Here is a 12,796-nt window from a genome sequence, read left to right on the forward strand (position 1 = left end):
ATCAGCCTCCCAGATAAATTTTCATAATTTGCTCACCCCATAAAAAAGCGATCCAGCCGGCAATCGCAATATAGGGACCAAAGGCAAAAGGCTGGTTTTCCTTGCGAATCTTGAGCAGTACGATACCAATAATTGCCCCGACTAAAGATGAAAGTAGCACAATTAAAGGCAGCATTAAAGGACCCATCCAGGCTCCGAGTGCGGCCAGTAACTTAAAGTCCCCGTATCCCATGCCTTCTTTACCGGTGATGACTTTAAACAGATAATATACAATCCATAAGCATAAAAACCCAATCACATAACCCCAAATAGCAGAGCTTGCCGAGGTATATAATGCATAACTGTTCAGAGCTAGGCCTAGGGCGGCAAGCGGCAGGGTATACCGGTCTGGAAGCAGTTGTGTATCAAAATCGATGAAGGTCAGGGTAATTAATGCCCAAGTCAGTAACAGACCAAATAGCATTTGCAGGGTAGGGCCATAGACAGCTACTACAATAAGTGAACACAGAGCAGTTAAAAGTTCAACTAGAGGGTAACGGATACTGATCGGATTCTGGCATTGACCACATTTGCCTCTGAGTAGCAGCCAGCTGACTAAAGGCAGATTCTGATACCAGCGAATCGGCGTATGACAGTTGGGACAGGTAGAAGCCGGATAGCTGAGCGTGAGTTTTGTTTCATCAATTAGGGGCTGATCTGGATGAAGCAACAACTGACATTCATTGCGCCATTCCTGCTCCATCATTTTAGGAGTGCGAAGAATAACGACATTTAAAAAACTGCCAATACATAGACTGAAAAGCCCAACCACAATGTAGAGCGCAGTCGGGTTATTACTTAATAAGGTAATTAATTCTTGCATTAAACAACTGAACCCATCTGGAAAATTGGCAGATACATGGCGATCACAAGGCCACCCACTAATACACCCAGAATTGCCATAATCAGGGGTTCCATCATGGAAGTCAGACCGTCAACGGCATTGTCAACTTCATTTTCAAAATGTGTCGCGACTTTATCTAACATGGCATCAAGGGCGCCCGATTCTTCTCCAATGGCAACCATCTGTACTGCCATAGGCGGAAAACGGTTAGAGGCACGCATAGCAAACTGAAGCTGCTGACCGGTTGCTACATCTTCCCGGATTTTCATGACAGCCTGCTCATAAATTACATTATTAGTTGCACCTGCAGTAGATTCCAGCGCATCAATAAGTGGTACGCCGGCTGCAAATGTGGTTGCTAGCGTACGGCTATAACGGGCAATAATTGCTTTATAGACCAGATCACCAAAAATTGGCAGTTTAAGAGCCATTCTGTCAAGCGCATCACGGAACTTCTGGCTCCGCTTTTTGGCTTCAAGAAAACCGAAAATAAGAGCAGCAATTGCGATAATGAGAATAAACCAGTACTTCTGCATCCAGTTCGACATATTGACAACCATCTGGGTAAATGCAGGCAGATCTGCACCAAACGAGCTAAACAGGTCCTGGAATACCGGAACTACCTTAACCATCAGAATAATCGTTACAATCACCGCAACCACAATAACTGTGGCGGGATATTTCATCGCCTTTTTAATTTTCTGCTTGAGAAGTTCACTCTTTTCTTTATAGATGGCCACCCGGTCGAGCATGGTCTCAAGTGCACCAGACTGTTCACCAGATTCGACCAGTGAGCAGAACAGGTTATCAAAATATTGGGGATATTTACGCAGTGCACCGGCAAATGTATTGCCTCCTTCAACTTCAGCCTTAATACCCAAAACCACTTCACGCATAGCCGGATTTTCGAGACCTTCAGCGACAATTTCAAAGCCTTGTACAAGGGGCACACCCGCTTTCATCATGGTGGCCAACTGACGTGTAAAGATAGTGATATCTAGTGTAGAAACCCTTTTCTTCATCAAGCCTTCTAGAATATTGCGACGTTTTTCCCGAATGGTTTTGATAGTTATTCCTTGCTTGCGCAAAGTCACCTTAGCCAACGCCATATTCTTGGCTGTCAGCTCCCCTTTAACTTTAATTCCTTTACGGTCGACGCCGTCATAAGCAAAAGTCGGCATCATTTGTGCTTTTTTGACTGCCATTGCTTTATCCTTATTTTTAAATGCTGACTTTATTCACTGGTCACACGGTTAATTTCTTGTAAAGAGGTTACACCTTGCATGACTTTCTTTAGGCCAGAACGACGCAAGTTATCAAAACCCAGGCGTGCTGCTGTTGCTGCTATTTCAAGGGCGTTACCGTCTTCCATAATAATTTTTGAAATTTCCGGTGTAACTTTCATTACTTCATAGATACCCACACGACCCCGATAACCATCACGACATTCCGGGCAACCGACAGGTTGATAAACCTGAAAATCAGGGTTGGCCAAGTCATCTTCGGTAAAGCCCATCTCAAGCAGACTATTTCTAGGAATCTCTGCTGGTACCTTGCACTGGTTGCATAAACGTCGAGCTAGACGCTGTGCAATGACCAGATTAACTGAAGTGGCAATATTAAATGCTGCTACGCCCATATTTCTTAGGCGTGTTAATGTTTCAGGAGCGCTGTTGGTATGCAGGGTAGACATAACCATGTGACCGGTCTGAGCTGCTTTAATGGCAATCTCTGCTGTTTCCAAGTCACGAATCTCACCTACCATAATAATATCTGGATCCTGACGCAGGAATGACTTTAGCGCGGCAGAGAAGCTTAACCCGACTTTATTATTCACATTGACCTGGTTAATACCTTCAAGATTAATTTCTACCGGGTCTTCGGCAGTTGAAATATTGGTATCCTCACGGTTTAAAATATTGAGGCCTGTATAAAGCGATACGGTTTTACCGGAACCGGTAGGCCCGGTAATGAGTAACATACCTTGCGGCTTTTCTAAAGCTTCTATAAACAGGGCTTTTTGCTCGGGTTCATAGCCTAATGCATCAATACCCAGCATGGCGCTGGACGGATCCAAAATACGCAGAACCAGTTTTTCTCCAAATAGTGTAGGCAGTGAGTTCACACGGAAATCAATAGCTTTGGTCTTAGAGAGTTTTAATTTGATCCGGCCATCTTGGGGAACGCGCTTTTCGGAAATATCCATCTGTGACATAACCTTTAAACGTGAAGCCAGTCGGGTGGCCAGCTGTAAAGGTGGTGTTGCCACCTGTCTTAACACGCCATCGACCCGGTAACGTACTCGGTAATATTTTTCATAAGGCTCGAAATGTAAGTCTGATGCACCAATACGAATGGCATCTACCAATAACTTGTTAATATATTTAACAATTGGAGCTTCTTCTTCCTGAGGCGCATTATCTTGACTGTCGTCCTCATCTAAATTGCTGGTTGAAACATCAATATTGAGTTCTTCATCACCAAAATCAAAATTGCTTTCTTCAGAAAAATTCTGCTCAATAGTACGCTGCAGTTTGTCATGCTCGACAATAACAACTTCAATATTCAGTTTACTGTTAAACCGGATAGCTTCTAAAGCTTCAATATTGGTGGGATTACTGGTAGCAACAAACAGAGTATGACCACGCTTAATGAGGGGCAAGACCCGATGCTTGAGTATCAGTTTCTCATCAACTACATCTCGTGGAATCTGGACAGTATCGTAAACAGCCAAATCGAATAAAGCTTCACCAAATTCAATCGAGATAAATTCTGCAATCAGTAAGGGTGAAAGCTTAAAATGATCGATCAGATAAGGCACGATATCCTGCCGGTTTCTTTTAGCAGTATCGACCGCATTCTGCATTTCAGCAGCAGACACGTGGTTATCCTCAACCAGACGGCGAATAAAACCGGAAAACTTTGGAGTAAAATTAACTGTCATTGTTTATTGCGCCTTTAAATGACCGACGATTTATAGATCTCTGTAAAATTATACTTTTGTTGCCGAAAAATACCACAGTTTAAATAAGGGCTCTGGTATGAAATCATGTATTTAACCTGAACAATGGCTATCTTTAGGAAGAATTTTCTATATAGATCGTCAGGACATATCACAGAACAATAAGCTTAACTTTAAAAGCCTAATAGCAGCAATGGAGTTACGAAATTTATCTTCAAATAGATGAATTCCGTGTAGAATGTGGTGCATTTTTGATGAAAGGTTAGAAGTATGTCGGGTTCGACAATTATTCCTTGGGTTGTTGGTAATTGGAAAATGAACCCAATGCACGCAGATGCCCAGCAACTCATTGAACAATTTAAGCAATTACTTATAGAACAGCACATCAGTCCTGAGCAATGTCAGTTGGGGATAGCGCCTGTGGCAATTGCGCTGACCTCTGCAAAACAGCAGCTTGGAAATGCTGCAAGTCCGGTGCATATAGTGGCACAAGATGTCTCACGTATAGCAGGAACTGGGGCGTATACCGGCGAAGTTAGTGCAGAGCTATTAAAAGACAGTCAGATTCACTGGGTGCTCATAGGCCATTCAGAGCGTCGAGAACTGTTGGGTGATGATCTAAAGATTTTAAAAGAAAAAATTAAAAATGCATTAAATGCCGGTCTGAAAATTATTTATTGTGTAGGGGAAAGCCTGGAGCAGCGTGAGGCAGGGCAGGCAGCACAAGTGGTATTGCAACAGATTTGTGACATTGCCGAAGTTGTACAGGCCGGGCAATGGCAAAATATCATGATTGCTTATGAGCCGATCTGGGCAATTGGTACGGGTAAGACTGCCTCTGCCGCAGATGCACAGGCCATGCATGAAAAAATTCGTGAAGCACTTTGCCAAATCACCCCGCTTGGCTCTAATATAGCCATCCTCTACGGTGGCAGTGTTAAGCCTGAGAATGCAGTAGAGCTGGCAGCCTGTCCGGATATTAATGGGGCACTGGTTGGCGGGGCTTCCTTAAACGCCGAGTCCTTCCATAAAATTGCTCAGGCATTTGCCCAAATAAAAGAATGAGGAGTTCGGCATGCATACGTTTGTATTGGTAATACATATTATTCTGGCTGTTTTGATGATTGGACTGATCCTGGTTCAGCATGGTAAAGGTGCTGACGCCGGAGCTTCTTTTGGAGGCGGTGGTGCGGCAACCGTATTTGGTGCTTCAGGGTCTGGTAACTTCATGACCCGGCTCACCGCTATTTTAACTGCACTGTTTTTTGTAACCAGCCTGACCCTGGCAGTCTTTGCAAAAAAACAGACTACAGCTGCTTATAGCTTGCAAAGTGTACAAACCAGTGCGCCTGTGCAACCGGTTTCGCCTGAAACTTCACCAACTGCACCAAAAACTGGTGAATAATTTAAATTAAAGCTTTTCTTTTACTAGGGAAGCTACTAGAATGCGACCTGCTGCGGTGGTGGTGGAATTGGTAGACACGCTACCTTGAGGTGGTAGTGCCTTCGGGCGTGGGGGTTCAAGTCCCCCCTTCCGCACCAACGATAAACCAGATCGTTGATGCATGCAGCAGAAAACATTGATGCGGGATGGAGCAGTCTGGTAGCTCGTCGGGCTCATAACCCGAAGGTCGTTGGTTCAAATCCAGCTCCCGCTACCAATTCAATTGCAGTGTAAAGCAGTTGAGAGTTTCTTGTAAGTCAGATTGACTTTTTTTGAAATTCGTTTATAATTTTTGCACGTTGATGCGGGATGGAGCAGTCTGGTAGCTCGTCGGGCTCATAACCCGAAGGTCGTTGGTTCAAATCCAGCTCCCGCTACCAAGTTTCTAAGAGGGCTCACAAATAGGTGGGCCTTTTTGCACAGTGGACTTTAGTTTTCTGTGTAAAATATAGGGGCGATTGACGCCCTTTTTTATTGGCTATCGTGTAGTGTCGACATCAATTGGTCAAATAGTGATGCTTCACTATAACAGTCTGCATCGGTCAGAACGTACTGACCGGTTGAATGGCACGAGAAGACGAGAGTAAATGAAATTATCAAATAAAACCCAAGCCCTCCATGATTTAATTGCACCAGCGGTCGAAGCCTGTGACGTCGAGTTGTGGGGAATCGAATTCCTTCCTCAGGGCAAACGTTCTTTAGTCCGCATCTTTATTGATAAACCTGTAGATGAAAATGCAGAACCTGTGCTGAATGAAGACGGTGAGCTGGAACAGGGCCGTGGAATTGGTGTGCAGGACTGTGTCCGGGTGACCCAGCAAGTGGGCGCAATTCTTGATGTGCATGATCCAATCTCAGGTGAATATTCACTTGAAGTCTCTTCACCAGGATGGGATCGCCCATTTTTCCAGCTTGAACAGATGTCGGCTTATATTGGTCAGCAGGTGGCTCTACGTCTGATTAGTGCTGTTGATAACCGCCGTAAATTTCAAGCTAAACTGGTGAGTGTGGACCTGGAGCAAGAACAGATTCAGGTAGAAGTAGAAGGCAGCAAGGTGCTCGAAATCGATAGCAACAATATCGATAAAGCAAATTTGATCTATCAGGACTAAATTAATTCCATTAAGAAGAATTCAATTTAATAGGTGACTTATGGGCCGTGAAATTCTTACCGTTGTTGAAACGGTCAGTAATGAAAAAGGTGTTAGTCGGAAAGCGATCTTCGAAGCTTTAGAGCAGGCGCTTGTTGCAGCGACGAAGAAAAAATTCTACGAAGGTACCACCGCAGAAGAAGCACGTTTACGTGTTGAAATTGATCGTAAGACTGGGGATTATCGTACATTCCGTCAATGGGAAGTGGTTGCAGACGAAGACCATGAAATGCCGGCATGTCAAGATGCGATTTCCGATGTAGACCCAGCAAAATGGTCAATTGGCGATATTCGGGAGCTGGAAGTCGAGTCAATTGAATTTGGCCGTATCGCAGCTCAAATTGCCAAACAGGTTATTGTACAAAAGATTCGTGAAGCAGAGCGTGCGCTCATTGCGGATGCTTATGAGTCTAAAGTAGGCGAGCTGATTTACGGTGAAGTGAAGAAGCAGACCAAAGATGGCTTTATCATTGATCTGGGAGATAATGCAGAAGCTTATCTGGCGCGTGAAGAAATGATCGCTAAAGAGATTTTGCGTCCAAAACAGCGGATCAATGCCATTTTGTACAGTGTAAACCGTGAAGGCCGTGGCGCTCAGCTTCTACTTTCGCGTGCCAAGCCTGAAATGTTGATTGCCCTGATGAAAAAAGAGATTCCTGAAATCTCTGAAGAAATCATTGAGATTAAAGCAGCAGCACGTCAACCTGGTGTTCGTGCTAAAATTGCCGTAAAAACCAATGACCACCGTATTGATCCGGTGGGTGCATGTATTGGTATGCGTGGTACACGTATCCAGGCTGTTCAGCAGGAGCTCAACGGTGAGCGTATTGATGTTGTAGTGTGGTCTGATGATCCGGCCCAGTATATTGCCAGTGCCCTAGAGCCGGCTGATGTTTCTGGAATTGTACTGGATGAAGATACACATAGTGCAGATATCATTTTTGCGACCAGTGACCAGCTTGCTCGTGCAATTGGTTCACAGGGCCAGAATGTACGTCTTGCTTCAGAACTTACCGGTTACAAGCTGGATATGATGCTGGAAGACGAGTATCGTGCTCGCCAGCAGAATGAAGCACAGCAATATCTGGATATGTTTGTTTCACGTCTGGATATTGAAGAAGACCTGGCGATGGCACTGGTTGAAATGGGCTTTACTTCACTTGAGGAAGTGGCTTATGTACCAGCAGAAACCTTCGATGAAATTGAGCTGGATACCGAACTGGTCGAGTTGTTGCAAAGCCGTGCCAAAGAAGCTGCTTTAGCGGATGCGTTAAAACAGCAGGAAAATATTCAAGATCCGAGTGAAGAACTTCTGAATATGGAAGGGATGACACGAGAGATTGCTTATTCACTTGCCGCTCGTGGTGTAGTGACTGTAGATGACCTGGCCGATCAGGCAACTGACGATATTGCTGATATTGAAGGTTTGGATGCCGCGAGTGCGGGTCAGCTCATTATGAAAGCGCGTGAATCATGGTTTAACTAGGAGGAAATATATGACGGACAAGTCGATTCAAGAGTTAGCGCTCAGCGTAGGTCGTCCTGTAGAAAAGCTCCTAGAGCAAGTTCGCGATGCAGGCTTACCACAGCGTCAAGCTGAAGATATTATTACTACCGAGCAGCAGGATGTACTAGTGAGTCATCTCAAAAAAGTACATGGGCAAGCGAATAGTGGCGTAGGAAAAATCACGTTGAAACGTAAAACAACTAGTACGGCTAAAGTGGCCAGTACCTCAGGTAAGGCGAAAACGATTAATGTAGAAGTACGTAAAAAACATACTTTTACTAAGCCGAACCCTGAACAGATTGCTGCTGAAGCGCGCGCTAAAGCTGATGCGCAAGAGCAGGCGCGTGCTGACATGATTGCACGTCAAAAAGCTGAACAGGCAGCGCGTCAGGAAAATGACGGGCAAAAACTTAGTGGTGAAAATAAAGCGAATGCAACATTGGAAGCAATGCGTGCAGCAGCTAAGCAGGAAACTGCGAAAAGCCCGCAAAAAGCTGAAGTTGTGGTGAAAAAACGCTCAACCAATAAGCCGATTGTTAAGCCGGTAGTCAAGCCAACCGAGACTGCAGAGCAGCGTAAAGCACGTGAAGAGCAGGCAGCACAATTAAAAGCGGCTGAAGAAGCTGCGCGTCGCAAGGCTGCTGAAGAGGCGCAACAGCGTACGCTTGAACAAATGCGCCAGATGGCTTCCAAATATTCAAATGAAGATGCCACCAAAACTATTCGTGTTGTAGATGATTCTCCACTCGCGGCAGGTCTGGTTGGTCAGGCATATGAAGATTCATTTGCTAAAGAAGACCGTGAAATCAAGCGGGGTACCAATACTAATAATACACGTTCACCGAAAAAAGGTGGTCGTCGTGGTCAAGAAGAGCAGTCATTTAACCAGAATCAGCATAAACGTGGTTTAAAAACCAGTCAGGCCAATAAACATGGCTTTGAAAAACCGGTTAAAAAGCAGGTTTATGATGTTGAGATCGGTTCAACCATCGTGGTGGCTGATCTTGCACAGAAAATGGCAGTTAAAGTACGTGAAGTGATCAAGTCACTCATGAAAATGGGTGAACTGGTAACTCAGAACCAGGCAATTGATCAGGAAATTGCTGCCCTGGTTGTAGAAGAAATGGGCCATAATCCGGTACTTGTTTCTGATACACAGGCAGAAGATAACCTGCTAGAAGCTGCTGAAGAGGCTCGTGGTGCTCAAACTACACGTCCTCCAGTCGTGACAATTATGGGTCACGTTGACCATGGTAAAACATCTTTGCTTGACCGTATCCGTCGCTCGAAAGTGGCTGCCGGTGAAGCAGGTGGAATTACCCAGCATATCGGTGCTTACCATGTGAAAACCGACAAGGGAATTATCACTTTTCTGGATACTCCGGGACACGCTGCCTTTACCGCAATGCGTTCACGTGGTGCACAGGCGACTGATATTGTTGTGCTGGTCGTTGCAGCAGATGATGGTGTCATGCCACAAACTGCAGAAGCAATTGATCATGCACGTGCTGCAGGAACACCGATTATTGTTGCAATCAACAAGATGGACAAAGAATCGGCTGATCCAGACCGCGTACTGAATGAATTAACCGCTAAAGAAATCGTGCCTGAACAATGGGGTGGTGATGTACCAGTTGCCAAAGTTTCTGCACATAGTGGTGAAGGGATTGATGAGTTACTTGACTTGATCCAGATCCAGGCAGAGCTGATGGAGCTCAAAGCTTCTGAAGAAGGTGCAGCGCAAGGTGTGGTTATTGAAGCGCGTGTCGATAAGGGCCGTGGTGCAGTTACTTCGATCCTGGTACAAAATGGTACGCTTAATGTCGGTGATCTGGTTCTTGCCGGTGCATCTTATGGCCGTGTACGTGCCATGACAGATGAAAACGGTAAACGGATTAAATCTGCAGGTCCTTCAATTCCGGTAGAAATTCTGGGTCTACCAGAAGCGCCAATGGCGGGTGATGAAGTTCTTGTGGTGAATGACGAGAAAAAAGCCCGTGAAGTTGCTGATGCCCGTATGGACCGTGAACGCCAAAAACGTCTTGAGCGTCAAAGTGCAATGCGTCTGGAAAATATCATGGCGTCTATGGGTAAGAAAGATGTGCCTGTAGTAAACGTGGTACTGAAGACAGATGTACGAGGTACTTTAGAAGCCTTGCATGTGGCGCTGGCCGATCTGGCTACAGATGAAGTAAAAGTACGTATCATTGGTTCAGGTGTAGGTGCAATTACTGAATCTGACGTGACACTGGCTGAATCTTCTGAAGCGGTACTACTCGGCTTTAATGTTCGTGCAGACAACACAGCACGTCAGAAAGCTGACATTGATGGAATTGATATCCGTTACTATAGCGTGATTTATCAACTGATTGATGATGTAAAAGATGCAATGAGCGGCAAGCTGGCTCCAGAACATCGTGAAACGATTCTGGGTGTAGCTCAGGTTCGTGAAGTATTCCGTTCAAGCAAGTTTGGTGCTGCTGCCGGCTGTATGGTCATGGAAGGTACGATTTATCGTAATAAACCAATCCGTGTACTGCGCGATGACGTTGTAGTATTCCAGGGTGAACTAGAATCTCTACGCCGCTATAAAGATGACGTAAACGAAGTTCGTGCGGGTATCGAATGTGGTCTGGCAGTTAAAGGTTATAATGACATCAAGGAACTCGATAAAATCGAAGTTTATGATGTTCAGCAAATCAAACGGAGTCTTTAATGGCGGGTAGTCAACGTCTGAAGCGTATGGGCGACAGTGTACAGCGTGAGCTGTCTGAGCTGATCCGCCAAGAGCTGAAAGATCCACGTCTGGGTGGCCTAGTGACCATCTCGGCCGTGAAAGTGAGCCCAGATTTAGGTTATGCCGATGTGTATGTCACAGTTATGGGTCGTGAGTTATCTGATGACCAGAATGAACAGGCACATCAGCAGACACTTGAAGTTCTAAACAAGGCTTCAGGTTTCCTGCGCCAGGAATTGAGTCGTCGTATTAAGACACGCATTACACCAAGATTGCGTTTCCATTATGACAAGACTAATGCCTACGGCAACTATATGTTTGGGCTGATTGCTGAGGCAGTGAAAGACCTGCCTGAGCGTAAAGAAGATGAAGAATAATTTTTATTCTGAATTCTTTTAAAAAAATTTTTGGTAAAAAGGCGGGCTTTAAAGTCCGCTTTTTTTTAATTGAAAAATTTATTTTATTTAAATTATTTATTACGCTATTAGAGTAAAAATCTGACCTGATATTTATCACTGATAATTTTATATAAAATAAAAGGTTTCATCGTGAAGAATTAAAAAAAGTTCTTTTATTACAGGTTTTACTCGTATTCTATAAAAGGTGGCTTCTGTTAAGCCAGAAATGAAAATTTTAGTTTATAAATTAAACCCTTGAATTATTGGGCTAAACTTTATATCAATTATTTAATGATTGATTCCATAAATATTTTAATCTTTATCTAGCAATACATGCTTAGAAATTAAAAGCTCAGAATGTGGTTATAAATTCTAATAATCTATTTAATATGTGAGTAACTGATCTCAGGTCAAGTACCATCCTTGATCATGACCTGATGATTCAGCCAGATCCTTAATATTCTGAAATAGAATCATCAAGAATCTGGGGTGTTTTTTCTTCCTCTTCGACTCTCTCTAATCCGCTTGGTTACCCGGCGTCGATAACCTTCCCAAGGCAAAGGCCGGTCCAGTGCTTCCGGTACATCACCACTTCTAGAGCGTAAACGCAGATGGAGCGCAGCCTGTGCCATCAAATTAGCGGAAACAGGTGCTGTGATAAAAGCCAGCAAGGTGATTAAAATCTCAGCAAAACCAAAGCGGCCATGGAATGCCGAGAAGATGATACTGGCAATCAAGAAGCTACCTAAGCCCAAAGTACTGGACTTGGTCGGGGCATGCAGACGCATAAATAAATCGGGTAAACGCACCATGCCAATGCCCCCAACCACCATAAAAAATGAGCCAACCACCAGGAAAAAAGAAACCAGTATTTCCATAATGAACTGTTCTTGCATTTCGTTCTCCTAGTCGATTACATGGCCACTGGTAAAGTAACGGGCAAGCGCAACAGTAGAAACAAAACCCAGCATGGCCACCAGCAGTGCTCCTTCGAACAGTGAAGTGCTCATCCAGTAAATTCCGAGTACAACTACCAGACAGGTGGCATTCAGGAAAAATGTGTCCAGTGCAAGTAGCCGATCAACTATGGATGGGCCTGTAACCAGACGGTAGAGACACATTAACATCGAGACCATAATCGCGATCAGGCAGATTCCTAGTGCATAAGGTAAGATCATTCGATTTCTCCTTGAGCTGGCTCGACATTAAAGATGATCAGTAAAGGAGCTTCATAGCGTTGCTTGATAGTTTCAATTTCTTCCTCCTCACTTTCGGCACTTAAGGCATGGACTAGAATATCACCACGTTCCTGATCTATGCCCGCACTGACTGTTCCAGGCGTGGTAGTAATAATCATCGCCAGCAAGCTGTTAACCTGTTCGTGATCACTCTCTAGCGGTACCCTAAACCATTTTGGCTTAAGGTTGCGAGAGGGGCCAAGTACTAAAATGGCTACCTTGATATTGGCGGTAACAATGTCCCACAACACTACAAAAAACAGTTTTAAGGCCATACCCCAGTGAATATCCGGTGTACGAATAATAAAGGGCTGAACCAGTTTCGGTACAACAATGCCCAGTAAAACTGCCATGGCCAGGTTGGCGGCATCGTTGCTATGTGCCAGCATGAGCCAGCTTAAACCTACCAGTATTGAAACAAAGGGATGTGGAAAACACCACTCTAAAACAGGTATTTTATGCATGGATTTCTTCAT

The 12,796-nt window shown here is 44.5% G+C and carries 12 protein-coding genes and 3 tRNA genes; 9 read left to right on the top strand and 6 right to left on the bottom strand.

The window, feature by feature from the left end; all coding sequences use genetic code 11:
- Nucleotide 1: 1 nt before the first annotated feature.
- Genes ACRAD_RS01355 through pilB form a run of 3 tightly spaced genes read right to left on the bottom strand, consistent with a single transcriptional unit; the run spans nt 2 to nt 3,827 of the window.
- On the bottom strand, nt 2-862 hold the full coding sequence (locus tag ACRAD_RS01355) for a prepilin peptidase (RefSeq protein WP_005016989.1): 861 nt from the start codon (nt 860-862) through the stop codon (nt 2-4).
- On the bottom strand, nt 862-2,088 hold the full coding sequence (locus ACRAD_RS01360; RefSeq protein ID WP_005016988.1) for a type II secretion system F family protein: 1,227 nt from the start codon (nt 2,086-2,088) through the stop codon (nt 862-864). Before ACRAD_RS01360 ends, ACRAD_RS01355 begins: the two co-directional genes overlap by 1 nt.
- A 29-nt stretch (nt 2,089-2,117) precedes the next feature.
- Nucleotides 2,118-3,827, bottom strand: a complete 1,710-nt coding sequence (pilB, locus tag ACRAD_RS01365) for a type IV-A pilus assembly ATPase PilB (RefSeq protein ID WP_005023073.1) — start codon at nt 3,825-3,827, stop codon at nt 2,118-2,120.
- Nucleotides 3,828-4,115: 288 nt separating this feature from the next.
- Here pilB and tpiA point away from each other — a divergent pair, with 288 nt between their 5' ends.
- The 9 genes from tpiA to ACRAD_RS01410 all read left to right on the top strand — a co-directional run bounded on the left by tpiA (nt 4,116) and on the right by ACRAD_RS01410 (nt 11,061).
- On the top strand, nt 4,116-4,910 hold the full coding sequence (gene tpiA, locus ACRAD_RS01370; RefSeq protein WP_005023075.1) for a triose-phosphate isomerase: 795 nt from the start codon (nt 4,116-4,118) through the stop codon (nt 4,908-4,910).
- A 10-nt stretch (nt 4,911-4,920) separates the two neighbouring features.
- The gene (secG, locus tag ACRAD_RS01375; RefSeq protein ID WP_005023077.1) at nt 4,921-5,250 is read left to right on the top strand and encodes a preprotein translocase subunit SecG; all 330 of its coding nucleotides are present in this window, start codon (nt 4,921-4,923) and stop codon (nt 5,248-5,250) included.
- A gap of 52 nt (nt 5,251-5,302) precedes the next feature.
- A tRNA-Leu gene (locus ACRAD_RS01380) sits at nt 5,303-5,387 on the top strand.
- A 42-nt stretch (nt 5,388-5,429) separates the two neighbouring features.
- Nucleotides 5,430-5,506 (top strand) — tRNA-Met (locus ACRAD_RS01385).
- 86 nt (nt 5,507-5,592) lie between these two features.
- A tRNA-Met gene (locus tag ACRAD_RS01390) sits at nt 5,593-5,669 on the top strand.
- A gap of 207 nt (nt 5,670-5,876) precedes the next feature.
- The gene (gene rimP / locus ACRAD_RS01395; protein ID WP_005016981.1) at nt 5,877-6,401 is read left to right on the top strand and encodes a ribosome maturation factor RimP; all 525 of its coding nucleotides are present in this window, start codon (nt 5,877-5,879) and stop codon (nt 6,399-6,401) included.
- 40 nt (nt 6,402-6,441) lie between these two features.
- Nucleotides 6,442-7,926 carry a transcription termination factor NusA gene (nusA, locus tag ACRAD_RS01400; RefSeq protein WP_005023080.1) on the top strand — a complete coding sequence of 495 codons (1,485 nt, stop codon included), beginning with the start codon at nt 6,442-6,444 and terminating at the stop codon, nt 7,924-7,926.
- 10 nt (nt 7,927-7,936) lie between these two features.
- A complete protein-coding gene (infB, locus tag ACRAD_RS01405) occupies nt 7,937-10,663 on the top strand; it encodes a translation initiation factor IF-2 (RefSeq protein WP_005023082.1) in 2,727 nt (908 codons plus the stop codon).
- The gene (locus ACRAD_RS01410) at nt 10,663-11,061 is read left to right on the top strand and encodes a ribosome-binding factor A (RefSeq protein ID WP_005016973.1); all 399 of its coding nucleotides are present in this window, start codon (nt 10,663-10,665) and stop codon (nt 11,059-11,061) included. Before infB ends, ACRAD_RS01410 begins: the two co-directional genes overlap by 1 nt.
- Nucleotides 11,062-11,558: 497 nt before the next feature.
- On the opposite strand, the gene ACRAD_RS01415 is transcribed toward ACRAD_RS01410, so the two are convergent.
- From ACRAD_RS01415 to ACRAD_RS01425, 3 genes are read right to left on the bottom strand one after another with little or no spacing between them, the layout of a single operon-like run.
- Nucleotides 11,559-11,978 carry a Na+/H+ antiporter subunit G gene (locus ACRAD_RS01415; RefSeq protein WP_005016970.1) on the bottom strand — a complete coding sequence of 140 codons (420 nt, stop codon included), beginning with the start codon at nt 11,976-11,978 and terminating at the stop codon, nt 11,559-11,561.
- A gap of 9 nt (nt 11,979-11,987) precedes the next feature.
- Nucleotides 11,988-12,260: a monovalent cation/H+ antiporter subunit F gene (locus tag ACRAD_RS01420; protein ID WP_005016968.1), complete on the bottom strand. Its 273-nt coding sequence runs from the start codon at nt 12,258-12,260 to the stop codon at nt 11,988-11,990.
- On the bottom strand, nt 12,257-12,796 hold the full coding sequence (locus ACRAD_RS01425) for a Na+/H+ antiporter subunit E (protein ID WP_005023086.1): 540 nt from the start codon (nt 12,794-12,796) through the stop codon (nt 12,257-12,259). The genes ACRAD_RS01420 and ACRAD_RS01425 overlap by 4 nt, the downstream gene beginning before the upstream one ends.

Origin of the sequence: Acinetobacter radioresistens DSM 6976 = NBRC 102413 = CIP 103788 (assembly GCF_006757745.1) — a bacterium.
Taxonomy (GTDB): domain Bacteria; phylum Pseudomonadota; class Gammaproteobacteria; order Pseudomonadales; family Moraxellaceae; genus Acinetobacter; species Acinetobacter radioresistens.